Source organism: Pseudomonas sp. B6001 (assembly GCF_013386015.1).
Classification (GTDB): domain Bacteria; phylum Pseudomonadota; class Gammaproteobacteria; order Pseudomonadales; family Pseudomonadaceae; genus Aquipseudomonas.
Genome location: NZ_JACAOX010000020.1, coordinates 73,657 through 98,821 on the forward strand (window position 1 = coordinate 73,657; position 25,165 = coordinate 98,821).

The following is a 25,165-nucleotide window of genomic DNA, read 5'->3' on the forward strand; positions in this document are numbered from 1 at the left end:
AGGCGGCGCAGCTGAGTAAACGCTGGGGATGAGGCGGCGGCACACAAAAGCGCCGTGCTTTTCTTCAAGCCGTAGAGAAAGGTATGACTTGAGCCGATGCAAAAAAACCTCGGCAAGCAGACCTTTCCGGCATCAATGACTGACGTTTCAAGGCGGCCCCATGGCGGGGCCGCCGTTGTTTTCAGGAGGCGGGTTTCTCGCCGTACCAACGTGGCGTGTAGACCCACTCGCCACCACCTGCCCGCGCAAAGACGCAGGTGGTGGACGAACCGATCAGCACCATGGTGCGCATGTCCACCTGCTCCGGCGTCAGTTGCCCCAGGGTGGTGACTCGCAGGGTCTGGCCCGGGCGACCGATGTCACGGCCCAATACCACCGGTGTTTCAGGCGTGCGGTGCTGCGCGACGATTTCCAGGGCGCGTCCCAACTGCCAGGGCCGCGCACGGGAAATCGGGTTATAGAACGCCAGCGCCAGGTCGGCCTGGGACGCCAGGTCCAGGCGCTTCTCGATGATCGACCAGGGTTTGAGGTTGTCCGACAGTGACATCACACAGAAGTCATGCCCCAGCGGTGCACCTGCCTGGGCCGCCGTGGCGAGGGATGCCGACACGCCCGGCAAAATCTCCAGGTCGACCTGATGCCAGGCCGGGTCGCCGGACTCGTGCAAGGCTTCGATCACCGCAGCGGCCATGGCAAATACACCGGGGTCACCCGAAGACACCACCACCACCGAACGCCCCTGCGCCGCCAGCTCAAAGGCATGACGCGCGCGCTGCATCTCTTCGCGATTGTCGGTGCAATGCTGGATCTGGTCCGCGCGGAACGGCCCGGCCATGCGCACATAGGTTTCGTAACCCAGCACGTCGGTGCAGCGGGCCAGCTCGGCTTTTACTGCCGGTACCATCAGTTCGGCAGCGCCGGGGCCCAGACCGATCACCGCGAGGCGGCCACGGGGACGACCGATCAGGGACGGGTCCAGAGGAGCCTCGGCCACCGTGATCGCGATGTCCGCCTGAGGCGCCAGATCGGCGAAGCGCAATGGCACGCCCAGCTCCAACGCCGCTTCGTGCAATGACGAATCGGCCATCTCCGTTTCAGCCGCCAGCAGGCAAGCCAGGGACTGCACGGCGAGCCCGGCATCCTGCAACGCCGCACGAATTCGCCCGGCCAGTTGCGGCCCCGGCTGGCAGGTAACCAGCACCGTCTTCGGATAAATCAGCAACTCATTGGCCGCAGGTGTGCGCTCGGCACTGCCGACGTGAATCGCCAGGCGCGCCTGTTGATCCTGGGGCAAGTTGGCCTGATCCAGCCACGGCGCCGCGCCTTCAATGCGTACTGATTCGCCAGCCAGCAAATCCGAGACAAAGCGTTTGCCCAGTTCCAGATCCCCCAGCTGATAACCATGGGGCGGGTTAAGCAGGCAGGTACCAAAACGCAGCTCGCCACTGGTGGTGATCGCGGCGGCAACGTCCAGGGCAGCGGCGATTTCCCGCGCCATCACGTTTACACCACCGAGGCCACCGAGCAACGGCACCACCGCGCTGCCGTCTTCGGCAACCGCCAGCACAGCAGGCTCGACGCCCTTCTCCAGCAGCAGCGGCGCCAGGGTGCGGATCACAATCCCGGCGGCGCACAGCGCGATGATCGGCGTGCCCTGTTGATACAACTGGCGCACGCTGGCGCCGAATTCGTTATAGGCCTGATCTGCGCCCTCGACCCGCCCGGCCAGGCCGTGGATCAGTGCGTCGGGATACACCTGCTGGATAGCGCGGGCCGTGGCGAGGCTGCCCTGCCCCAGGATGACAATCGCGGGAGCCGTCATCAGCCTTGCCACCTTTCACCGGGAACGATGATCAACGAGAAATACGGCGAGGACGTCGGATCGACCTGATCCAGGGCGACGATTTTCTGATTGGCCATGGTCGCGCGCTCGACGTACAACGCCCGGCTCGCCAATCCCAATTCTTCCAGTACCTGACGCACCTTGGTGAAGTTGCGCCCCAGCTTCATGATCACCGCCGCGTCGGCATCCGCCAGGCGACGCTTGAGTTCGTCATGGGGCAGCACGCCGGAAAGCACCGACAGGCTCTGGTTGCGATACACCAACGGTGCGCCCAGTACAGAGGCGCCACCGAGCATCGAGCACACACCCGGGATCACCTGGGCTTCGTAGCGCTCGGCCAGGCGGTCGTGCAAATACATGTAGGAGCCGTAGAAGAACGGGTCGCCTTCACAGATCACCGCCACATCGCGCCCCGCGTCCAGGTGTGCCGCAACGTCGACACTGGCGGTGTCGTAGAAATCGCTGATCACTTGCTCGTAGGACAGCGGCGCCGGCAACACTTCAGTGGTGACCGGGTACACCAGCGGCATCAGGGTTTGCTGGGGCACCAAATGGTCTTCGATGATGCCGAAAGCGTTGCCCTTCTTGCCCTTGGCCACGAAGTACGCCACCACCGGCGATTCGCGCAGCAGGCGCAGAGCTTTGAGGGTAATCAGTTCCGGATCGCCGGGGCCTACGCCCAGGCCGATCAAACGTCCGCGTGCCGGCATTATTCGACCTCCGTGGCCAAGGCGTTGACCGCGGCGGCGGCCATCGCACTGCCGCCCAGGCGGCCCTGCATGATCACGAACGGTACGCCGCGGCTGTCTGCCGCCAGCATCGCCTTGGATTCGGCGGCGCCGACAAAACCCACCGGGAACCCGAGGATCAGTGCAGGTTTTGGCGCGCCGGCGTCGAGCATTTCCAGCAGGTAAAACAGCGCTGTCGGCGCATTGCCGATCACCACCACACTGCCTTCCAGGTGCGGGCGCCACAGCTCCAGGGCGGCGGCGGAACGGGTGTTGCCCAGCTCGCGGGCCAACTCCGGCACGCTGTCGTCGCGCAGGGTGCAGATCACCTGATTGTTGGCCGGCAGGCGCGTACGGGTCACGCCTTCGGAGACCATCCGCGCATCACACAGGATCGGCGCGCCAGCGGCCAGGGCTTCGCGCCCGGCCTTGCCGGCACCTTCGGAAAATTGCAGGCCGTCGATGGCGTCGACCATGCCGCAGGCATGAATCACCCGCACCGCGAGTTTTTCCAGGTCGGCAGGGATGCGATCAAGCCGGGCTTCTGCGCGAATGATCGCGAAGGAGTTGCGATAGATCTCCTGACCGTCGCGGATGTAATCAATCATCGGTGTTGCTCCGTGGGTGAGCGCGCAACAAGGCGCCCGCCGCTTCAATAGAAAGAGTGCGCGCGTGCAGGCGGCCGAAACCGGGTAGGCCTGCGTCGCGAAAATAGAGGTCGTAGTGGCCGGGACTTACCGCCAGCAGGGTGACCGGCGCGGTGTGTGCGGCCGCGCAGGAACGCGGGCAGCCGGACAGGTGCACGCTGTGGCCGGGCGCAAGCGCGGCCAGTTGCACGGCGTCGGCCTTGGTGTCGGACAGGCCTTTGGCGCAACCGCCGGCGCCGGTGCAGGCGATCATCCGTGCGAGGGGTTGGTCCACCGAACACAAAAAGCCAAGCTGTTCGAGGCGTTCGGTGACAGCCGCCGCGTCACGGATATTGGGCAGCAGCAGGCCCTGCCATGGCGTGACACGCAGGGTGGCGTCGCCATGGTCAACGGCCAGTTGCGCGGCGCCCCTGAGCATCGCCGAATCCAGGCGGCCCAAGGGTGCGACGGCGGCGACGTAGACCTGGTTTTTTTTGCGCTGTGGATAACTTCCCAGGTGCAGCGGCGCGGGGTTGGAATGGCGTGAAAAGCCGTCAACCGGCTGCAAGGGCAGGTTTAGCCGCCCGAGAAAGTTATCCACAGCCGTTTCAACCAGCAGGTGGCGCATGCGGGTTTGATCGGGCCGGGCCAGTTCAAGGAACAGCTCCAGAACCGCCACCACCAGTGCATGCCCTTGCGCCAGAGGCACGGCGGCCAATGGCGCGTCCTGCGCCGGGCAACCTGCCAGGCCGAACGCCAACAGCGTCTCGCCGTTGGCGTCGAATGCCGACAGCCACAGGTCGTGATGATGCTCGAGCATCGCCAGCCCTTCACCGCCGTCCAGTTGCACGGCGAACTTGGCCGACAGTTCATGGAAGCGCGGGTGGGTTTCCAGGGTGGCGAGGATTTCGTCAGCCAGCGGCCGTGTGTCGAACAGCATCTCGCGGTCGATGCCCGCGCTGGGGCTGAGCATCAGGTTGCGCACATCGTCACCGGCGGCGCTCCTGGGGCCTAGGTCAGCCGCCAGCAAGGCAGCGATCAATCCATCCTGTTCGGCACCTATCCCGCGAATTTGCAGGTTGGCGCGGTTGGTTGCCTCGATCACCCCGCCGGCATGGGCCTGAGCGGCGTCGGCCACGGCAAACGCCTGCTCGGCACGGATCGAACCGCCCGCCAGTTTGATCCGGCAAATCCCGCCATCCAACGCCTGGACAATACGCAGCAACCCCGGACAGGCCGAGGGGCGCAAGGTATTGGACGGTGGTATTGGTTTCACGGGGCTACCGGTTCACGGGTAAAGGCGCGGTATTATGCCTGCTTTGTCCGGCGGCATGAAAAGCCTGCCCGTCGGATGTCGTTCAAGGAATTCATATGTCGCCCTGGCTGACGGTAGTAGGCATCGGTGAAGACGGCTTCAAGGGCCTGGGCAGAAACGCCCGGCACGCCCTGTTGCGCGCCTCGCGCATTATTGGCGGGCAACGCCAGCTGGACTTGTTGCCGGTGTGCATCCGTGGCGAACGCCAGGTGTGGCCCAGCCCGTTTTCCCTGGAGCCGGTGCTGGCCAGGCGTGGTGAAGCGGTGTGCGTGCTGGCCAGCGGCGACCCGATGTTCTATGGCGTGGGTGCGAGCCTGGCGCGGCAGGTGCCCGCCAATGAGCTGCTGATCCTGCCGGCGCCCTCTTCCGTGTCCCTGGCGGCGGCGCGTCTGGGCTGGCCGTTGCAAGAGGTAGTGACGCTATCGGTGGTTGCCCGGCCGATGGCGGCGCTGAATGCGCATCTGGCCAGCGGCGTGCGTTTGCTGGTGCTGAGCAATGACGGCCAGAGCCCGGCGGCGATTGCCACACAATTGGCCGAGCGCGGGTTTGGCGCAAGTCGCCTGAGTGTGTTTGAACACCTCGGCGGGCCGGATGAGCGGCGCATCGACGGCATCGCCCGGGATTGGCCTGGCGAACCGATTGCCGCGTTGAATCTGCTGGCCATCGACTGCGTGGCCGACGCCAACACAGCGCGCCTGTCACGCCTGGCAGGGCTGCCGGACTCGGCCTTCAGGCACGACGGCCAACTGACCAAGCGCGACGTGCGCGCCATGACCCTCGCCCGCCTCGCGCCGATGCCCGGTGAACTGCTGTGGGACGTGGGCGCGGGCAGCGGCTCCATCGGGATCGAATGGATGCGCGCCCACCCCAGCTGCCGCGCCCTGGCCATCGAGGCCGATGAAGGCCGGCAACTGTTGATCGAACATAACCGTGATGCCCTTGGCGTCCCCGGCCTGCAACTGATTCGCGGCACCGCGCCCCACGCCCTGAACGGGCTGGAAGCGCCGGACGCCATCTTCATCGGCGGCGGCGTCACCCGCGACGGCGTGCTCGACACTTGCTGGCAACACCTGCGCCCGGGCGGCCGGCTGGTGGCCAACGCCGTGACCCTGCAAAGTGAAATGACCCTGATGGCCTGGCGCGAACAACACGGCGGCGAGCTGACCCGCATTCATGTGGCCCAGGCCCAGCCACTGGGGGGCTTTGATACCTGGCGCCAGGCGCTGCCGATCACCCTGCTGGAAGTGATCAAGCCGCTATGAAACGCATCCTGCTGTTGGGCGGCGTGACGGAAGCCCTGGCCATCGCCCGCACACTGGGGCCCGAACATATCTACAGCCTGGCGGGTGTTGGCCGCGTTCCCACCGACCTTACGTGCCAGGTGCGCGTCGGTGGCTATGGCGGCGCGGAAGGTTTGGCGCAGTTCATTCGCGATGAAGGTATCGAGCTGGTGCTGGACGCGACCCATCCGTATGCCGCACAGATCAGCGCCAACGCCGCCCGTGCTGCGGGTGTGTGTGGCATTCCCTGCTGGGCCCTGCGCCGCCCGGCGTGGCAGCCACAGGCGGGTGATGACTGGCGCGAAGTCGGTGACTGGGCGGAGTTGATTGAAGCTCTGAAACCCTTCAAGCGACCACTGTTCACGCTGGGCCGTGAACCGTTACAACACCTCGACGAAATCCCCGCCGAGCAGTTCTGGACACTGCGCGCACTGGATGTGTACCCCGGCAATGAACGCTGCGAAGTGATTGGCGCCCGTGGGCCGTTTTTGATCGAGGATGAACGGGCGCTGTTTGAGCGGCGGCAGATTGATGTGCTGATCAGCAAGAACAGCGGCAGCACGGCTACCGAGCCGAAGCTGGAAGTGGCACGGGAGCGGGGGGTGCCGGTGTTGGTGTTGAGGCGGCCGGTGTTGGTGGCGGTGGATCAGGAGCTTTTGTCGCCCGCAGAAACAATCGAGTTATTGGCAGATTTCATTCGATAGATCAGGATCATCGCCCACCTCTATCAACTCTATTTGTGACTAAAGGGACGGCGATGAATCCACAACATGAAGTGCTACACTCCAGAAACAGTTCAAGCCAGACTCAATTCTATTCAGGAGCTGACATGATAGACGTCAAAGAAGCCGTGCAAGTTGCCAAGGCAGCAGCCAATGACTTTCTCGGCCAGGAAACAGTGCTTCAGGACTTGATGCTTGAGGAAGTCGAGTTAAACCCAGGCGACAAAACGTGGGCAATAACACTTGGCTTCAATGTTCCAGCCCCTGATAACTATCAACGATTAGGCGCATCTTTAGCGGGACAAATGTACGCAAGAAAATATAAAACATTCTTCATTGACTCGGAGACTGGCGAGTTCCGCTCCATGAAGATCCGCGAAGTATGATCGAAACATATATCCGGCAATATCGAAGAAAAGGAATCATAGTCGACACTAACCTGCTGCTCTTGGCACTGATCGGAGGCACACCCAGTATTGCAGGCTTCAAAAGAACAAGCGGGTACACCGCCAAAGATTACAAACTTCTGCTTAACGTGATTGATCAATTCGAAAAGCTTATTTCAACTCCTCATATACTTGCGGAAGTCAGCAACCTTACAAACGGGCTTTATGGGAGCAAGCTACACGACTTCTACGCAACATTAAAAAAATCATTATCGACAGTCATTGAGATTCACTGCCCTGCTCTTGATATAAGTTGCGATTATGAGCTGTCGCCCTACGGACTTACCGACGTCGGTATTATCTGTGCAGCCAAAGATAATTATCTAGTTTTGACAGATGACCTAAGAGTCGCTGGATTTGCTCATCAGCACAGCGTAGATGTCGTGAACTTTAATCACATACGGGAAGCAAGCTGGGACGTTTAAAGGCGTCTCACGGGATCATTCCCACACATCAGCGCAGGAACGATCGATCATCGAAGTGTTAAATGCGTTTTCCGCCACCTTCGTGCACCCGATCAGCCAGTAACTCCGCCAGCTCGATCAACTGAGCGACGCCCAACAACTCCTCTCGCTTCGATCCTTCCAGGCTAAACGCCAAGTCGCAACTCAGCGCATTGGCCGAGGCGAGTGTTTCAATGAGGTTGACCAACAGGTCTTCGGTGCTGATTCCGTCGGCTACGGTGAACAGCCGAAAAGGGGGATTGGGGGTAGGTTTAATCATTGTGAAGCTCCGGAGAAGTACAAAGGAGCTACCACTGATCGCCGCGATGCGATGGGGGTGGTAGCTGAACGCGGGTTCGCGGACCGGCTCTCCAGAACACCGGCATACCCGAAGGTATCCCGCGCACAGCCACCATAGCGCCGCACAGTAGACGATAAAAAAGCGCCAACTGAAAGGACACGATGACGCTTTTGCGTCTGAAGAAATCCGGGCCGCGACGCCCGACCACTGAGTTAGCAGTGGTGTTCGGAGACTAGAGATTGAGTTTCCTAGAGACAACCGCCAATCACTGTCGGAAATTTCTGTGGAGGGCCTCCACATTCGAATCGAACACAATCCAAACTGTGGGAGCTGGCTTGCCTGCGATAGCATCACCTCGTTCCAGCAGGAAGACCGAGTCGCCTGTATCGCAAGGTGCAATGACCTCGTAGGAAAGCGCCTCAATCATCGACATCCTTTTGACAACCTCGCTTTAAAAACTGATTCGCCTTACACCCCCCTCCGAACCAGCCGGCTGGTTCAGCCAAAAGCCCTCGCCCTAAGCTCCCCTCCCGCAGTTTTGCACCAGAGTCTGCGATGGGGATGCACTGCTTTTGCGGAGCATCGTGACTTGTCATTCTGTATCCCAAGGAATACGATCCAAGATGATTCACTTCAAGAAATCCAAGCATTTCCTGGAGTGGCTTGATTCGTTAAACAATAAACCGGCCCGTGCACGCGTACTGGCAAGGTTGAATAACGCACAATCAGGCAACTTCGGAGACTGTGAGACAGTAGGAAATGGCGTTTCGGAAATGCGCATCCACTACGGTCCTGGATACCGGGTTTATTTCACTCGTAGAGAGGAGGTGGTTTACCTGTTGTTGATAGGCGGCGATAAATCAACGCAGAAACGCGATATCCAGCGCGCTAAGCAAATTGCAGCAGACTTTGAAAAAAAGGAGTAAGCCATGACTGAATTTACAGACTTCGACATAGCGGAACACCTCAAGACTCCTGAAGATATGGCCGAGTATCTTGAAGCGTGCTTCGAGGAGGATGCCGGTGACGGACTGCTTATTCGTTCAGCCCTCAACAACATCGCCCGCGCCCAAGGCATGACTCAAGTAGCCCGCGACGCAGGCCTCGGACGCGAAAGTTTATATAAAGCCCTCTCCAGCACTGGCAATCCCGAGTTCGCGACTATCATGAAGGTCATGAAAGCGCTCGGCCTGAAGCTGCACGCCACAGCTGGTTGATAGCACTGCGACACCAAACCACACCGCCCCTTTTTACTTATCCTCCCCGATCAGGCTAAATACCCACCTGATCGCTTAACCCTACGGATTGTCCGCCATGGCCCGTCAACGCTTTGCAATTGCCTGGATCGCCTGCCTTGCAGTGCTGTTCAACGCCTTTGCCATGCCGCTGGCGAGTGCGATGCAGCAGGCGGATGACCCGGTCAAGCAACTGCTGTGGGGCAGTTTCTGCTCCTCCAATGCCAACAAGCTGACGGCCATTGCCCTGGGCAAGCTGGAGATTCCGGCGCCGCAGCAAGACGATCACTCCACCATGCAGCATTGCTGGTGCTGCTCGGGCTCGGCGCCATTAGTGGCGCTGCCGGGGCATTCACCAACACTGTATTTCGCAAGATTCGACGCGGTGCAAGACCTGCCGCCGCCGTCATTGCAATCCCCCACCCCGCGCCAGCAATGGCCGAGCCTTAACCCCCGCGCCTCTCCAACGGTCTGATTTCTTCGCAAGTGAACTGCGTTTAGAACCGTTCTGGAGAACTGCCATGCTCAAATCTTCCCTGCTTCTGGCTGCGTTGTTGCTGCCGGTGTGTGCTGCTGCCAATGCCGAAGACTTCAAGGTCGGCGAACTGGTGGTCAGCGAACCCTGGTCTCAGGAACTGCCGCCCAATGCGCCGACCGTCGCGGCGTATTTCGTGATTCATAACCAGGGCGAGCAAGCGGATCGCTTGCTCAGCGTCGACACGCCCGTGGCCGCCAAGGCCGAACTGCATGAGCATGTGATGCAGGGCGATCTGATGAAGATGCAGCAGGTGACCAGCGTCGCGGTGCCGGCCAAAGGTGACCTGACGTTCGCGCCCATGGCCTACCACGTGATGCTGCTGGACCTGAAGGACCGCAGCGTTTTGCGCGACGGCCAGCATTTTCCGCTGACCCTGAACTTTGAAAAGGCCGGGCCAGTGAAGGTGGAAGTGTCAGTGCAGAAGCAGCCGCCCATGGCCGGCCACGAACACATGCACGCCCAATAGATAAACCTCGATGGGCGCCCCACGCGCCAGGTTGTCCCCGCACCGCCGTAAGCCTGTAGGCCTTATGCGCGGCAGCTGGATCAGCCTGTTCGCCATGCTGATGATCTTTATCGGTCCGCTGATTTCCCAAGCGATGCCGATGGATCATCACGCCGGCATGTCGATGGAAATGTCCATGGACGCGCCGAGCTGCCATGGCGCCGCCAAGCCTGCGACCGATCACCACAAAGCACCCGACGAACACCACGTGCTCTGGGAAAAGTGCGGCTATTGCAGCCTGCTCTTCAGTTGCCCGGCGCTGCCTGGCAGCGTGTCGTTTGTCACCCTCGGCAGCCCGCCGCCCGCCAACGCCCTGACCCCCGCCCCACGCCTGGGCCATGCCCGGCAAACCGTGTTCCCCGGCGCCCGCAGCCGCGCCCCGCCCATCATCGCGTAAGCACTTCACACCGTTACTTCACCCCGGCCGACTTTAGACAGACAGCCGCAGGCTGCTGGCCGTGTTGTTTACGAATGAATGATGGAATTTTTCATGTCCAGGTTTTCTGCTGACACCCGTTTGGGATGTACTCCCGTTTTCGCCGTTCTGTGTGGCGCGCTGCTGGTTCCTCAGGTCCACGCCGACGAGCCTGCCGACCAGAACGAACTGAGCCCGACGGTGATCACCGCCATTGCCCCCAGCTCACCACTGACCGTCGTCACCAACCCGAAAGACCCGCGCCAACCGGTGCCCGCCAGCGATGGCGGCGACTACCTCAAGACCATCCCCGGCTTCGCCCTGGTGCGCAACGGCGGCACCAACGGCGACCCGGTGCTGCGGGGCATGTTCGGTTCGCGCCTGAACATCCTCACCAACGGCAGCATGATGCTCGGCGCCTGCCCCGGCCGGATGGACGCGCCCACCTCCTATATCTCACCGGAAACCTACGACAAGCTCACCGTGATCAAAGGCCCGCAAACCGTGCTCTGGGGCCCGGGCGCTTCAGCCGGCACGGTCCTGTTCGAGCGCGAGCCCGAGCAATTCGGCGAGCTGGGCACGCGGGTCAACGCCAGCATCCTGGCGGGCTCCAACGGGCGTTTCGACAAAGTCGTCGACGCAGCAGCCGGCGGGCCGCTGGGTTATGTGCGGGTGATCGGCAACCAGGCCCACGCCGATGACTACAAGGACGGCAACAACGACACCGTCGCCTCGCGCTACGACAAGTGGAACGGCGACGTGGCCGTGGGCTGGACCCCGGACGCCGACACCCTGCTGGAACTCACCGCCGGCCGTGGCGATGGCGAAGCCCGCTACGCCGGGCGTGGCATGGACGGTTCGCAGTTTTTGCGCGAGAGCCTCGGATTGCGCGTCGAGAAATCGAACATCGGCGAGGTGCTGGATAAGGTCGAAGCGCAGGTCTACTACAACTACGCCGACCACGTGATGGACAACTACACCCTGCGCGTCCCGTCGGGCACCGGGATGATGGCCGGTCCCATGGCGGCCAACGTCGACCGCCGCACCCTCGGCGCCCGTATCAAGGCCACGTGGCGCTGGGCCGATGTGCAGTTGATCAGCGGCATTGATGCACAAACCAACGAACACCGCGAACGCAGCGCCATGGGCGTCGACACCTACAAGGACCTGCCCCGCAGCAAGGACGCCAACTTCCACAACTACGGGGTGTTCGGCGAACTGACCTGGTATGCCGCCGACCGCGACCGCCTGATCACCGGCGCCCGCGTCGACCGCGCCTCGGCCAAGGATTTCCGGCAAACCATCATCTCCGGGATGATGAGCAGCCCCAACCCCACCGCCGGTAAAACCCGCGCCGATACGCTGCCGTCGGGCTTTGTGCGCTACGAGCACGATCTGGCGGACAGCCCTGCCACCCTGTACGCAGGGCTTGGGCATTCGGAGCGTTTCCCTGATTACTGGGAGCTGTTTTCTCCCGACACCGGGTCGGTCGGTTCCGTGAATGCCTTCGACGGTGTGAAGCCTGAAAAAACCACCCAGCTGGATTTTGGCCTGCAATACAAATCCGCCGATCTCGATGCCTGGGCCTCGGGCTACGTCGGCCAGGTGCGTGATTTCATCCTGTTCGACTACCAGCCGGGAATGATGGGCACCACCTCCCAGGCGCGCAATGTGGACGCGCGGATCATGGGCGGTGAATTGGGCGCAGCCTACAAGCTGACCGCCAACTGGAAGGCCGATGCCACCTTCGCCTACGCCTGGGGCAAGAACACCAGCGACGGCAAACCGCTGCCGCAGATCCCGCCGCTGGATGCGCGCTTCGGGCTCACCTACAGCCAGGACGACTGGAGCGCCGGCGCCTTGTGGCGGGTGGTCGCGGCGCAAAACCGCATCGACCAGAACAAGGGCAACGTGGTGGGCAAGGACTTCGACAAAAGCTCGGGGTTTGGCGTGTTCTCGCTGAACGCGGCGTATCGCATCAACAAGAATTTCAAGGTCAGCACCGGCGTCGACAACCTGTTCGGCAAGGCGTACGCCGAGCACCTGAACCTGGCCGGCAACGCCGGGTTCGGCTACCCGGCCAATGACCCGCAAGCCATCAAGGAACCGGGGCGCACGCTCTGGACCAAGGTGGACATGAGTTTCTAAGCGCATCGCAGGCAAGCCAGCTCCCACAGTTGCAATGCATTCCCCTGTGGGAGCGGGCTTGCCCGCGATGGCGTCCTCGATAACACAAAAAATCCAAGCCTTTGCGGAGCACCCTGATGAACCCACCGAAGATTTCCTTCTACAACCTGGCCTGGCGCTGGCATTTCTACGCCGGGCTGTTTGTCGCGCCATTCATGGTGCTGCTGGCCCTGACCGGCATCATCTACCTGTTCAAACCTCAACTCGACCCGCTGATGTACGGCAACCTGCTGACCGTGCAAAGCGCCGAACACGCGCTGAGTGCCGACGAGCAACTGCAACGTGCCCAGGCTGCCTATCCACAAGGCAAGATCAGCAAGTACCTGCCACCTGCCGACGCCACCAGCAGCGCGCAATTCGTGATGCACAACGACGGGCGCGAAGTGACTGTATTCGTCGACCCGTATCGCGGCACCGTGCTCGGCGAACAGGACGCCAAGTACAACCTGCAAGCCATCGCCCGCGCGCTGCATGGCGAGTTGATGATCGGCACCGTCGGTGATCGCCTGGTGGAACTGGCCGCCGGCTGGGGCGTGATGCTGGTGATTTCGGGCGTGTATCTGTGGTGGCCGCGAGGCAAGTCGGCGGCGGGCATTCTGTGGCCGCGGCTGGGCAGTCGCGGCCGCTTGTTCTGGCGCGATTTGCACGCGGTTGCCGGTTTCTGGGGCGCGGCGTTCCTGCTGGTGATGCTGCTCAGCGGCATGACCTGGACCGGCTTCTGGGGCAAGCAATACGCCGAGCTGTGGAATAAATTCCCGGCGGCCATGTGGAACAACGTGCCGCAGTCCGACCAGCAGGCCCGCAGCCTCAACACCGCGAGCCAACAAACCGTGCCGTGGGCCATGGAAAACACGCCGATGCCGATGTCTGGCGAGCATGCCGAGCACATGAACCACGCCGGCATGAGCCATGGCCCCGCCGCCCCGGTCATCCGCCTGCAACAGGTGGTCGACCTCGCCAACTCACGCAAGGTCGAGCCCGGCTACAGCATCACCTTCCCCACCACTGCCGAAGGCGTGTTCACCATCGCGGTGTTCGCCAACGACCCGCGCAATGACGCCACCCTGCATGTGGACCAATACTCCGGCAAGGTCCTGGCCGATGTGCGCTGGGAGCACTACAACAGCGTGGCGCGGGTTACCGAATCGGGCGTGATGCTGCACGAAGGCAAGATGTTTGGCGTGGTCAATCAGATCATCGTGCTGCTGATTTGCCTGATGATCCTGCTCAGCGCCGTCAGCGGTGTGGTGATCTGGTGGAAGCGTCGGCCACAGGGCAGCCTGGGGGTTCCACCGTTGCGCCATGACCTGCCGAAATGGAAAACCGCGATGGTGATCATGCTCGGGCTGGCGATTGTCTTTCCGCTGGTGGGCGCCTCGCTGATCGTGGTCTGGGCACTGGATCGCCTGGTGCTTTCACGGTGGTTTGGCCAACGTGAATCTGCCTCAGGTTCAGCGTGAAACAGACGAGATGCCCTACCTAGAGGCGTTATGTAGTCTTACGCGGGCTTTCGCCCACGCCGCACAAAGTGTTATGTTGTAACACTTAATGTGTTCTCCCACTCGCCGCGCCCTGCGGCGAGTACCGTCTCGAAGAAGCGATTTATCGTCCGATGAACAAGTACCTTGCGTCCGGCCTGTGCCTGCTCGCCCTGCAAAACACTGCCCAGGCCCTGACGCTTCCCGCCAGTGCCGTCTCAGCCCCCGCCGTCGACGACGAGCGCGTCGACCTGCAAACCCCGACCACCGCAGGTTCACGCCTGAACCTCACGGCCCTGCAAACCCCGGGCAGCGTTGAAAGCCAGACCGGCGAGCAGATTCGCGCCCGGGGCGATGCCACGGTGCAGGACGCGATTTCCCGGGCCACCGGCATCAGCCGCACCGGCACGCCGGGCGACGGTGGTACCTCGTTGTCGGCACGCGGGTTCACCGGCCAGAGCTCGGTGCTGCAGTTGTACGACGGCGCGCGCATGTTCGATGGCGCGGGCACTTCCACCTTCCCGGTGGACACCTGGTCCGTTGAGCGGGTGGACGTACTGCGCGGCCCGGCCTCGGTGATGTACGGCCAGGGCGCCACCGGCGCGGTGATCAACACAATCCCGAAGAAACCCTTCGAGGGCGAGGTCGAAAACCATATCCGCCTGGGCTACGGTTCTTATGACCGCCAGCAGCAGGCCCTCGACAGCGGCGGCTCGCTGACCGACACCCTGAGCTATCGCCTGAACATCAACCGCCTGCGCAGCAACGGTTTCATCGACCGCGGCGAGTCCGGCAGCGACTTCGTCAGCGGTGCCCTGCGCTGGCAGGCGGCGGATAACCTGAGCTTCACCCTGGCCTCCGACTACGGCGACCAGACCCCGCAAAACGACTACGGCACACCGCTGATCAACGGCCAGTTGCACAAGGGCCTGCGGGACAAGAACTACAACGTCAGCAACGATATCCAGCACTACAACGACCAGTGGACGCGCCTGACCAGCGAGTGGCAGATCAACGACAACGTCACCGCCACCAATGAACTGTCCTACCTGAAAAACCAGCGGCGCTGGCAGAACGCCGAGAGCTACAACTACGTCGACGGCGGCCTGGTGCGCCAGAGCTACCTGGGCATCAAGCACAACCAGGAACAGGTGGGCGACCGCCAGACCTTCACTTTCAAGCACACGCTGTTCGGCCTCGACAGCCAGACGGTGACGGGGGTGGAGTACAACCGCATTCGCTTTCGCCTGGCCAGCAACTCGCCGTTCGATGACCTGACGAACGCCGGCCAACCGGTGGACATCAACCACCCGGTACCGCAGCCGTTTGAAAGCGCCAGCCCCTTCATTCCGCAGTCCGTCAGCACCACCAAACAGCTGGCTGCGTTCGCCGAAAACCGCCTGCAACTGAACGATAAACTGTCGCTGATCACCGGCGTGCGCCGCGATTACCTGCACATCGACAGTGACTCCCTGGTGGATGGCAGCGACTCCAACAAGACCTTTACCGGCAACAACTGGAAAGCCGGCCTGGTCTACGCGATCACCCCGGACACCTCGGTCTACGGCCAATACGCCACCAGCACTGACGGCGTTGGCAGCCTGATCACCCTGAGCCCGAGCCAGCAGCAGTTCGGCCTGTCCACCGCCAAGCAAACCGAGATCGGCCTCAAGCAGGCGTTCTGGGATTCCCGTGGTGAATGGACCCTGGCGGCCTACCACATCGTCAAAAAGAAACTGTTGGTGAGCGTTCCAGGCACCACCCTCAAGGAACAAGTCGGCCAGCAATCCTCCAACGGCCTGGAAGCCAGCCTCGACCTGCAACTGCCCAATGCCTGGCAACTGCAAGCCAACGCTGCGATCGTGCGGGCGCAGTACGACGACTTCTCCGAAGTGGTCAACGGCCAGACCGTGTCCCGCGACGGCAACCGCCCCACCGACGTGCCGCGTCGCACCGCCAACCTGTGGCTGAGCAAGGCCATCACTGACGACGTGCGTGCCGGTGCGGGTGTGCGTTATGTAGACTCGCGTTTCGCCAACACCGCCAACACCAGCGAAGTGCCGAGCTACACCGTGGTCGACGCCAGCGTTTCATGGAAAGCCATGCGCAACACGACATTGGGCCTGCAATTGAATAACCTGTTCGACCGCACTTACGCCGTCAGCCAATACAACGACGGCCAGCAATGGATCCTGGGCGAGCCGCGCTCGTTCTTCGTGACGGCGGACTACACCTTCTAACTGAACGCAACACTGTCCAAATGTGGGAGCGGGCTTGCTCGCGAATGCGGTGTGTCAGGCACTGTATCTGTTACTGATCCACCGCTTTCGCGAGCAAGCCCGCTCCCACATTTGTCCTGTGTTGGACCTGAGAGTAAAGATGACCTCACTCAACCTCACCGCCCTCGCCTGGACCCCACCAGGCCACGAGCACTGTCATCACCAGTTCCAACTGCGTGACGCCAGCCTGCACGTGAACGCCGGTGAGTTCGTCGGGCTGATCGGGCCCAACGGCAGCGGCAAGACCAGCCTGCTGCGCTGCGCCTATCGGTTCAGCAAACCGGCTGACGGTGAGGTGCTGCTGGAACACCAGAACGTCTGGAAGCAATCCTCGAAGTGGTGCGCGCAACGCATTGCCGTGGTGCTCCAGGAGTTTCCCGACGCCTTCGGCCTGCGGGTGGATGAAGTGGTCGCCATGGGCCGCACACCGCACAAGGGCCTGTTCGACAGCGATACGCTTGAAGACCAGAACCTGATCCGCCAGGCCCTCGATAACGTCGGCCTGCTGGGCTTTGAAGACCACGCCTTCGCCACCCTCTCGGGCGGAGAAAAACAGCGGGTGATCCTCGCCCGCGCCCTGGCCCAGCAACCGCAACTGCTGATCCTCGACGAGCCGACCAACCACCTCGACCCACGCTACCAGCTGCAATTGCTGCAACTGGTCAAGCGCCTGAACATCGGCACCCTGGCCAGCATTCACGACCTGAACCTGGCCGCCGCGTTCTGTGATCGGCTGTACGTGATCAACCACGGGCGCATCGTCGCCAGCGGCACACCTCACGAAGTGCTGACCGCCGAATTGCTGCGCGAGGTGTTCGGCGTTGAAGCATTGATCGACACTCACCCCTTGTCCGGCTACCCCCGAATCACCTGGATAACCCAACCATGATCCTGCGCTCCCTGCTGTCTCTCGCGTTGCTGCTCGGCACTTCCCAGGCGTTCGCCGAAGCGACCCATTACCCGCTGAAAATCCAGAGCTGCAACCGCGAAGTGACCTTCGCCGAGGCGCCGAAACACGCTGTCAGCCACGACATCAACATGACCCAGATGATGCTCGCCCTGGGCCTCAAGTCGCACATGGCCGGCTACAGCGGCGTGACCGGCTGGAAGTCGGTCACCCCGGAAATGGCGCAGATTCTCGACGGCCTGCCGGAACTGGCGAGCAAATACCCGTCGGTGGAAACCCTGCTCAACGCCAACGTCGACTTCTTCTTCGCCGGCTGGGACTACGGCATGCGCGTCGGTGGCGACCTCACCCCGCAAACCCTGCAACCGTTGGGCATCAACGTCTACGAGCTGACCGAGTCCTGTGCCTTCGTGATGAAGCGCCCGGCGGCCACCCTGGAAGACACCTATAACGACCTGCGCAACCTGGGCAAGATCTTCGATGTGCAGGACCGCGCCAATGCACTGATCGCGCAGATGCAGGCACAGGTCGCCCAAGTGCAGGAAAACCTGCCGGCCGACAAGCCTCGCGTGTTCCTCTACGACAGCGGCGAAGACCGCGCCATGACCTCCGGCCGCCTGGGCATGCCCCAGGCGCTGATCGACGCCGCCGGTGGGCGCAACATTCTCGATGACGTGGACGCCAGCTGGACCCGGGTCAACTGGGAAACCGTGGTGGAGCGCAACCCGCAGGTCATCGTGATCGTCGACTACAGCGAAATCACCGCCGAGCAAAAAGAGCAGTTCCTGCTGAACAACCCGGCGCTGCAATCGGTGGACGCGATCAAGAACCAGCGCTTTATCGTGATCCCCTACGTGCAAGCCACGCCGGGCATCGACAACGTGCTGGCGGTTGAAACCCTGGCCAAGGGGTTCCACGGCGAATGATCACCCGTCGCTATGCCCTGCTGCTGAGTGCCCTCGGCGCGTTGTTGCTGATCTCGTGCGTGGTCTCGCTGGGATTCGGCTCGGCGCGGGTACCGGTGGACGTGGTGTGGCGGATCCTGCTGCATAAAGCCTTCGGCGTTGGCGAGGTGGACTGGAGCGCGGGGCAGGAACATATCGTGTGGCTGATCCGCGTGCCGCGCATGCTGCTCGGTGCCCTGGTGGGCGCAGGGCTGGCGTTGATCGGTGCGGTGTTGCAGGCCGTCACACGCAACCCGCTGGCGGATCCGCACCTGCTGGGCGTGACTTCCGGCGCCACCCTCGGTGCGGTGATCGTGGTGCTGCATGTGGGTGAAGTGATCGGCTTGCTGACCCTGCCCATCGCGGCGTTCATCGGTGCGTTGCTGAGCATGATCGTGGTGCTGGCGGTGGCCAGTCGCAACGGTCGGCTGGAGAGCGACCGCCTGCTGCTGTGCGGGGTGGCGGTGTCGTTCGTGATGATGGCGGTGGCGAATTTGCTGCTGTTCATGGGCGACCATCGCGCCGCCTCGGCGGTGATGTTCTGGATGCTCGGCGGCCTCGGGTTGGCGCGCTGGGAACTGCTGGCCATTCCCTTCGCCACCGTGTTGCTGGGGCTGGTGTTGCTGCTGGGGATGGCTCGCCCGTTGAACGCGCTGATGGCCGGCGAACAGACCGCCGTGACCCTGGGCCTGAACGCGCGCAATGTGCGGCTCAAGGTGTTCCTGATCGCCTCGCTGATGACCGGCGTGCTGGTGTCCATCAGCGGCTCCATCGGCTTTGTCGGGCTGATGGTGCCGCACATTGCCCGGCGCCTTGTAGGTGCCGAACACCGGCGTTTGCTGCCGGTGTGCGTGCTGTTGGGCAGTGTGTTCCTGGTGTGGGTGGATGTGGCGGCCCGCACGATGATTGCCCCCGAAGACCTGCCCATCGGCGTGGCCACGGCGGCCATTGGCGGGTTGTTTTTTATCGGGCTGATGCGGCGGCGTTAAACCCCCTGGTCGGCCTGCTTGAATGCATGCAACAAGCGCCGCGCCACCTGGCTGCGGGGTTGCCAGAAGCGATCGGTTTCCAGGATGGTCAGCTTGCCCGAGGTCGCCAACCGGCGGATCACCTCGCTGGGCTTGACCTTCACCACACCCGTGTCTTCGTCGATCCAGTCATCGCGCAGCAACTGGCTTTCGTCTGCGTGATAGCTGGGCTCATAGACAATCAACGCGCCGTGCACCGGGGTGAAGTAGTAACGCGCCCCCGCGATCTTGTCCTGGCGCAGCATCTCGATGAACCCGCGGATTTCCTTCTGGGCAATGAAGTTGTGGGCCAGGCCATCTTCGTAGCGATCCGCCAGATGCTGGCGCTCGGTGTCGAGCTTGAACAACTGCTGGACGCCCATCACCTTGTAGCCCTCCGGGTAGCGGGTCGATGTGCCGGGGTAGCCGAGGTTCATGATGCCTTCGAACAATGCCTTGTAGGCCGGTGTGTCCGGCCGCAGTCCCACGGCCACCGAGGGGCCCGGGTCTGCCACCGGTTGCACGGCGATGAAGGTGTCGCTGTCGCCGTTGCCCAGCACCGCTCCCAGCCGCGCCTGGTGCTCCAGCGGCACAACCTGTTGCCATACCTGGCGCGCGGCATCGTCCGGGTGGGCGCACAACGGGCCCAGGGCCATGCGGGTATCGCGCACTGCCAGTGTCGTGGCCAGGCGCTTTATCCGGGGCAACAAGGCATCCCAGAACGGGCTGCTGTCGAGTACCCGCAGCTCGCCGGACTCCACCAGTTTCAACACATGGCTGTCGATGCTGCCACGACTGTTGAGGTGTTTCAGATACGCCGCCTGCCGGCGGCTGGAATCCCAGTCCGGGTCGATCCTCACCGCCTGGTACCGAAACAGTGAGCCGTCGGCACACGACACATGCAACGCCAGGAACCGCTCACTCTGTGCCACCCGCAAAAAGCTCAGCGCCGCCAGCACCACGGCCGGAGCCATCAGTTGCGCGTAGCCTTCGGCCTGGGGCAACTCGGGCGCAGCACGCTGCGGCAGTCTCAGATACAGGCCTTGCAGGCTGTACCCGCTCGGCAACTGCCCGCGCAGGAACGCCCGGTCGAGGGCAAAGCCTAGGTCGTCGCCCTTGACCGGTGCGCAGGCGACAAAATGCCCATTGTCGGAGGACTTGAGAATCACCCCGAAGCTCAGTTCAGTGCGCGCCTGGGCGTATTGATGACCATGGCGTGCCGCGTCGTCGGCATGCTTGAACACCGGGCCCAGCTGCCGATCCGCCACGGCATGGACCGCCGCCAGCGGCGCAACGTAGGCCAGGCCGGGCATCCAGCCCGGCAGCACACGCTGGGCAGAGCCCCACAACGGGCCGCCCTCCAGTACCTGCAAAGTCCCCACCCGCGCCAGCTGATTGACCAGCTCGGTGGGGCTCTTGCGGCCGCTGCGCATCTGCTGCTCGACGGCATTGCTGTAAGGGTCGTGCAACGCCAGGCTGTTGGGGGCCAGGGAGGTTTCCAGGTGGCTGAGCAACTGCGTCGCTTCGTTGCGCTGGGCCGAATCCAGCAAGCTGCGCTCGGCGTCCTGGGTACTGAAACCGATGAGTGAGCCGTCGGGCGTCAGCAGGTATTCGTGGGTCCACAGGTGACCCGACTTCAGGGCGGTCTCCAGTACTTTGGTGGAGAACAGGTTTTGATACACCGCGTTTTCTTCAGAGGGTAACCAGAACTCCAGCACCCGGGCGACACGTGACCGGTAGCGCGCGACCATTTTCCAACCAGGGGCCAGCAGCGCCTGGCTGACGTCCAGGCCCGGCAGGATGACGTTCGGGTCGAAGTCTTCACTCAACACCGGCACCGCCAGGGTCGCGACAAACTTGCCGTTGCGCTGCAACACCAGCCCGCCTTGCAGCGTGTCGCGCTGTGTGCCCAACTGTTGGTGGGCGTAACGCACCGCATCGGCCTGGTTGCTGAACAGCGGGCTCAATGGGCGACGCATAAAGTTGGCGAAGGCGGTCCATGGGGCCTGGCTGACATCCAGCTTACCCGCCAACGCCCAGCATTCGCTCGGCACCAAAACGCTCAACCAGCTCAACTTCGCCACTTCGTTGACAAACCCGACCGCCGAGAGCTGCCCGCTGGCCATCAAGGTCTGCACGTCTTCAAAGACCCCCGACGGCTGGCGGACCGGGTTGAACAGCGTCGATGCCACCGGCGTTTGTACCTGCAGCAGCGCCTGGTCCAGTGTCGAGATAAACACCGGCAAGCCCGTCAGTGCGCCTGTCTCTCGTTGGCGCTTGGCCTCGACGGTGGCACTGGCCAGATCCCCGGCCGAAATAAAATGCTGCGCCAGCCAGTGTTCGGCGGTGGTCAGCCCCTGTGGCATCCAGTTGCGCCGGTAAACCAAGGCGTGCAGTTGATAACCCGCGGGGTAGATGAACTCGCCTTCGTCATCCACGGCAAACACGGCGCTCAAGGCGAACAGCCCGGCCCTATCCCAGGCGGGTACAAGCTCGGAGCAGACAAAGGCGTCCTGATCGCGATGCTTGAGCATGAAACCGAAACCGGTTTGCGTCGGTGCTTCATGGTCCAGGCGCGTGTGCAGTGCCCGAGCCGCGTCAGCGGCACTGGCGCAGACCGGGCCATAGGCAATCTGCTCCGGACGTTCGCGCCGGGGTATCGGCAGGCGTGGCCGCCAGTGTTCGGCGATCAGCCCCGGCGCGCCCCACAACGGGTTGGCCTGCACCACCCGCACGCTGCCGGCCGCCGCCACCTGGCTGATCCACTCCCGCGCCGTCAGCGTGCCGCTGGCCAGGTTGAGGGCCGTTGGGCTGCGATGGGGCAAGGGGTCGAGCGCCTTGAACAGGTTCGCCTGGGCGGCAGAGTCGATCAGGTCATACGCCAGCAAACAATCTTCGGCGCCCGACAGGTAGGCCACGGACACCTGTTGGCGATTGCGGATCAGCGTGTGCACGTCCAGGGCGCTGAACATCTGCGCCTCCAGGCAGGCATCGTCCCGCGACCAGCCCGGGCGCTGCAGGCGCTCGGGTTCCAGCAACGAAACACCGCGGCTGGAACCGTACACGGCCTTCAGCATGTGACCGGGCGGGAGCAGTGAGCGGCCCTTGACGTCCTGGGGGTAGACAACGCCCAGGGCAAAGCGCCCGGCGTCGCTGGCCGGCAATGGCTCAGTGGCCACGTAGAGACCGTCCGGGCGCTGCAGGATATAGCCGCAGTATTCGCCCTCACGCCATCTGCCGATTTGCCCGTGGGCGTAGCGTGCCGCGTCTTCTACCTGGAGAAACCCGCGGCTCAGTTGCGGGCGGGGTGCCAGTGCGTAAGGTCGCCAGGTGTCGGCGACCAGCCCCGCCACATCCCACAACGTGCCCGGTTGCAACACCGACAGCGCCCCGGCAGCGGCGACCTTTTGGATCATCTCGTGGGGCGTCACGGTGGCGGCCCACAGTTCATCCCCCAGCCCGTTGTCCGTCACCCGGCCATCGGGCAGCACCTGGTAGAGCTGGCTTTCCTCGGCCGAGCCGGATGCGTCATAGGCCAGTTGAGCGCCGTCCGCCGTGCTGAGGTAGAAGGCCAGATTGCTCTCGGGGTGGATGCGCAGCGCGGCAATCCCCTGGGCAAAATCCGTGGTGTCGATAAAGCCCTCGTACAACCAGGGTTCGGCGCCGATGCCGGTGGCGTCCGGTGCGCTGCGGCAGTACCAGCCACGCAGGGCGAAGCCTGGCGGCAGGCTGGCATTGCCAAAAACATTCGCCAACACGAAAAGGGTTTCGCCGGCGGGTATCGGTGCGCAAGGCTCGCTGACCACATACTGCTCTGCACTCGAGTGCTTGAGGATGCAACCGACTCGCCGGCCATCCGCCGTTGCCTGCATACGGTCATGGGCATAACGGGCGGCGGTTGCCAGGTCAGTGAAAACCCAGCTCAGCGGCGTATCAATGGGGGCTGCGGCGGCGAAAGGCGTTTCGGGTTCCCAGGTGGCCGGGACCCGGCCCTGGACGTTGTACCAGGTCTCATCCGCCAGCAGCACCGTCAACTCACCGAGTTTTACCAGCTCTTTGATCAGCCCTTCACGCGTGCCGTCAAACCCTTGTACGCGGGCCACACCCTGGCCATCGCGTTCAACTTGTGCCAGGTACTCGCCGAATTCACGCTCGGCCCGAGAGCCCCTGACAGCGTATTTGATCAACGTACCGTTCGTTCCGCTGGTGTAAAGCACCTTGATCTGATCGGAAAAAACCAGCGTCATGTCGATCGCTTGAGTCGACGGTGTACTGATCAGGAACGCCAGCTGTCGCGAGGTTTTTTGAGGATAGTTGGCACGCACCTCGGCCAGGTCGTAGACAGGTCGATTGAACTCGCCAACCATTTGGTGCCCTTCAAGCTCGACCCGCGTCAGAGCGTTGTCGGTGGGCAATGCCCCGCCCCACAACGACAGCCACCTGTCAGGGTCTGACAGCCTGGAGGCCACAAACAGCCCATCGCTGCGCTTGAAGATGTAAGCCTGGAGAAAAGAGCCGTGGGGTGAACCCACCTTGTAATGCAGGTAGCGTGCGACATCATCGGCAGTGACGAAGGCAGGGCTCAGCGACGCATGGACTTTCGCGAAGGCCCTCCATTGCGCTCCTACCACTCCGGCCTTGTCCCATATCCGTCCGGGCTCAACCACCGTCAGCGTGCCCACGGCAGCCACTTGCCGGACAAACTCGGAAGGGCTCAAGGTAGCGTCCTTCAAGCGTCCGTCGAGATCCGCGCCGCGATTGGCGAACAGCTGGGACTGCGCCTGCGAGCCGGTGCAGTGGTACATCAGCAGCGCGCCGTCGTTGGCGCGCAAGTAAAAGTGCACGCCCAGGTCGTCGGTCCCCGCCATCATCACCACGGCAGCCAACGCGGAAGCCGTGAAGAAGTTTTCCGCCAGCCACGACTCTTTCGCCACGGTCGGTTTCGCTTGCGGTGATAGGGAGCAGTAAATACCGAAGGTCAAAAACTCACTGTCCGCCTTGTGCACTTTTGGCAGTGACAACTTGCCACTGGTCAGCGCAAACGCCGCCTTGAGTTCATCCGACGGAAATTCGGCCACGTACTGGTTCGACGCGCTTTTGTACAGGTAGCCAAAGAGACTCTCCTGCCGTGCAAACCCCAGCGGCGGCAAGACTGATCGCACCGCGTCCTGCCACCGGCGGCTGACTTGGCTGGCGAGAGGCGCCAGTGCGTCCTGCCCGATTTGCGACAGGGTTTGATTGAGGGTCCACGGCGCCAGCAGTTGGCCAGGCTTTCCACCCAGCTCGGCGTTGGCAACGATGACCCGCAGGTAGCCGGCCCTGGCCGTCTCATTGATAAAGGCGATGTAGTCGTCGAAATCGGCCGCAGGCTTGGCCGCCATCAACGTGTTCAAGAAGCTGGCCTCAGTCGCAGAGCCGCTGCTTTCATACTGGATGAGCGAGCCATAGAACCCGGACAGGTAGTAACGGGTGCACAGCATGCGCACCTTGATGATGATGCGCAGGATATTGATGGGGAAAAAGCTGCGATCCAGGCGGCGCTGCGCGCCTGTCCAGTGCTGTATCTGCGCGGAGCGTCGGGTGCCATCCTCGCCGCGCGAACTGTACAGGGCGTGAACGCTGTGGCCCTCGTACGCCAGGAAATTCCTGTTGGCATCGACCTTGAGCAGGTCGCTCTGGAAATCGAATGCAGTGGCGGTGCCGGCCACCGGCACGCTTGGCAGGTACATCCCGTCATCACGCTTGAAAACCAGCCCGCCAAATACCGTCTCGCGCCGGTTGCCGATCTGTTGATGCGCCCAATGGGCGGCATCGTGATCGGTAACGAACGCCGGCCCCAGATGGGGAACCGGCCTGCGCGTGCTCGCCGCTTGATCGTCTTGAATGTGAGTACTGTCCATGTTCATCGTCACTTGAGTGAAGTTAAGAAAACTGGCGTTGCCCCTGGGTTGCCGGGGGCACCAGGC

Annotated in this window: 21 protein-coding genes; 15 read left to right on the forward strand and 6 right to left on the reverse strand. The window is 62.7% G+C overall.

Annotated elements, in window-relative coordinates; translation table 11 throughout:
• Window positions 1–181 precede the first annotated feature (181 nt).
• From cobJ to cobG, 4 genes are read right to left on the reverse strand one after another with little or no spacing between them, the layout of a single operon-like run.
• Window positions 182–1,822, reverse strand: coding sequence for a precorrin-3B C(17)-methyltransferase (cobJ, locus tag HX821_RS22340; protein ID WP_177036410.1), 1,641 nt, complete (start codon window positions 1,820–1,822; stop codon window positions 182–184).
• Window positions 1,822–2,553, reverse strand: a complete 732-nt coding sequence (locus tag HX821_RS22345; RefSeq protein WP_003217336.1) for a precorrin-2 C(20)-methyltransferase — start codon at window positions 2,551–2,553, stop codon at window positions 1,822–1,824. The genes cobJ and HX821_RS22345 overlap by 1 nt, the downstream gene beginning before the upstream one ends.
• Entirely contained in the window at window positions 2,553–3,179 is a 627-nt protein-coding gene (locus tag HX821_RS22350) for a precorrin-8X methylmutase (protein ID WP_003217338.1), read from the reverse strand. The genes HX821_RS22345 and HX821_RS22350 overlap by 1 nt, the downstream gene beginning before the upstream one ends.
• Complete coding sequence (gene cobG, locus HX821_RS22355) at window positions 3,172–4,473, reverse strand: precorrin-3B synthase (RefSeq protein WP_371316173.1); 1,302 nt, start codon at window positions 4,471–4,473, stop codon at window positions 3,172–3,174. The genes HX821_RS22350 and cobG overlap by 8 nt, the downstream gene beginning before the upstream one ends.
• A gap of 95 nt (window positions 4,474–4,568) precedes the next feature.
• Between cobG and cbiE the strand changes: the two genes are divergently transcribed.
• From cbiE to HX821_RS22375, 4 genes are all read left to right on the forward strand, one after another.
• Window positions 4,569–5,774, forward strand: coding sequence for a precorrin-6y C5,15-methyltransferase (decarboxylating) subunit CbiE (cbiE, locus tag HX821_RS22360; RefSeq protein ID WP_177022473.1), 1,206 nt, complete (start codon window positions 4,569–4,571; stop codon window positions 5,772–5,774).
• Window positions 5,771–6,496, forward strand: coding sequence for a cobalt-precorrin-6A reductase (locus tag HX821_RS22365; RefSeq protein WP_177022474.1), 726 nt, complete (start codon window positions 5,771–5,773; stop codon window positions 6,494–6,496). The genes cbiE and HX821_RS22365 overlap by 4 nt, the downstream gene beginning before the upstream one ends.
• A 125-nt stretch (window positions 6,497–6,621) precedes the next feature.
• Entirely contained in the window at window positions 6,622–6,900 is a 279-nt protein-coding gene (locus HX821_RS22370) for a hypothetical protein (protein ID WP_177036411.1), read from the forward strand.
• The gene (locus HX821_RS22375) at window positions 6,897–7,385 is read left to right on the forward strand and encodes a PIN domain-containing protein (RefSeq protein ID WP_003217347.1); all 489 of its coding nucleotides are present in this window, start codon (window positions 6,897–6,899) and stop codon (window positions 7,383–7,385) included. The genes HX821_RS22370 and HX821_RS22375 overlap by 4 nt, the downstream gene beginning before the upstream one ends.
• Before the next feature lie 58 nt (window positions 7,386–7,443).
• Here the strand turns inward: HX821_RS22375 and HX821_RS22380 are convergent, their stop codons facing one another.
• The gene (locus HX821_RS22380; protein WP_003217349.1) at window positions 7,444–7,683 is read right to left on the reverse strand and encodes a DUF6124 family protein; all 240 of its coding nucleotides are present in this window, start codon (window positions 7,681–7,683) and stop codon (window positions 7,444–7,446) included.
• A gap of 644 nt (window positions 7,684–8,327) precedes the next feature.
• Between HX821_RS22380 and HX821_RS22390 the strand changes: the two genes are divergently transcribed.
• The 11 genes from HX821_RS22390 to HX821_RS22440 all read left to right on the forward strand — a co-directional run bounded on the left by HX821_RS22390 (window position 8,328) and on the right by HX821_RS22440 (window position 19,181).
• Entirely contained in the window at window positions 8,328–8,630 is a 303-nt protein-coding gene (locus HX821_RS22390; RefSeq protein WP_008439032.1) for a type II toxin-antitoxin system RelE/ParE family toxin, read from the forward strand.
• A 3-nt stretch (window positions 8,631–8,633) separates the two neighbouring features.
• Window positions 8,634–8,921: an addiction module antidote protein gene (locus HX821_RS22395; protein ID WP_008439033.1), complete on the forward strand. Its 288-nt coding sequence runs from the start codon at window positions 8,634–8,636 to the stop codon at window positions 8,919–8,921.
• Between the two features lie 97 nt (window positions 8,922–9,018).
• Window positions 9,019–9,414 carry a DUF2946 domain-containing protein gene (locus tag HX821_RS22400; RefSeq protein ID WP_177036412.1) on the forward strand — a complete coding sequence of 132 codons (396 nt, stop codon included), beginning with the start codon at window positions 9,019–9,021 and terminating at the stop codon, window positions 9,412–9,414.
• Window positions 9,415–9,460: 46 nt separating this feature from the next.
• Window positions 9,461–9,943, forward strand: coding sequence for a copper chaperone PCu(A)C (locus HX821_RS22405; RefSeq protein ID WP_177036413.1), 483 nt, complete (start codon window positions 9,461–9,463; stop codon window positions 9,941–9,943).
• A gap of 64 nt (window positions 9,944–10,007) precedes the next feature.
• The gene (locus HX821_RS22410; RefSeq protein WP_003217356.1) at window positions 10,008–10,379 is read left to right on the forward strand and encodes a DUF2946 domain-containing protein; all 372 of its coding nucleotides are present in this window, start codon (window positions 10,008–10,010) and stop codon (window positions 10,377–10,379) included.
• Window positions 10,380–10,472: 93 nt separating this feature from the next.
• The gene (locus HX821_RS22415) at window positions 10,473–12,545 is read left to right on the forward strand and encodes a TonB-dependent copper receptor (protein ID WP_177036414.1); all 2,073 of its coding nucleotides are present in this window, start codon (window positions 10,473–10,475) and stop codon (window positions 12,543–12,545) included.
• Between the two features lie 116 nt (window positions 12,546–12,661).
• The gene (locus HX821_RS22420) at window positions 12,662–14,044 is read left to right on the forward strand and encodes a PepSY domain-containing protein (RefSeq protein ID WP_177036415.1); all 1,383 of its coding nucleotides are present in this window, start codon (window positions 12,662–12,664) and stop codon (window positions 14,042–14,044) included.
• A 152-nt stretch (window positions 14,045–14,196) separates the two neighbouring features.
• A complete protein-coding gene (locus HX821_RS22425; protein ID WP_177036416.1) occupies window positions 14,197–16,302 on the forward strand; it encodes a TonB-dependent siderophore receptor in 2,106 nt (701 codons plus the stop codon).
• A 139-nt stretch (window positions 16,303–16,441) separates the two neighbouring features.
• Window positions 16,442–17,230, forward strand: a complete 789-nt coding sequence (locus HX821_RS22430; protein WP_003217364.1) for an ABC transporter ATP-binding protein — start codon at window positions 16,442–16,444, stop codon at window positions 17,228–17,230.
• On the forward strand, window positions 17,227–18,174 hold the full coding sequence (locus tag HX821_RS22435) for an ABC transporter substrate-binding protein (protein ID WP_008439045.1): 948 nt from the start codon (window positions 17,227–17,229) through the stop codon (window positions 18,172–18,174). Before HX821_RS22430 ends, HX821_RS22435 begins: the two co-directional genes overlap by 4 nt.
• Complete coding sequence (locus HX821_RS22440; RefSeq protein WP_003217368.1) at window positions 18,171–19,181, forward strand: iron ABC transporter permease; 1,011 nt, start codon at window positions 18,171–18,173, stop codon at window positions 19,179–19,181. Before HX821_RS22435 ends, HX821_RS22440 begins: the two co-directional genes overlap by 4 nt.
• Here the strand turns inward: HX821_RS22440 and HX821_RS22445 are convergent.
• The gene (locus tag HX821_RS22445; protein WP_177036417.1) at window positions 19,178–25,099 is read right to left on the reverse strand and encodes a hypothetical protein; all 5,922 of its coding nucleotides are present in this window, start codon (window positions 25,097–25,099) and stop codon (window positions 19,178–19,180) included. The two genes, HX821_RS22440 and HX821_RS22445, sit on opposite strands and share 4 nt — an antisense overlap.
• Between the last annotated feature and the right edge of the window lie 66 nt (window positions 25,100–25,165).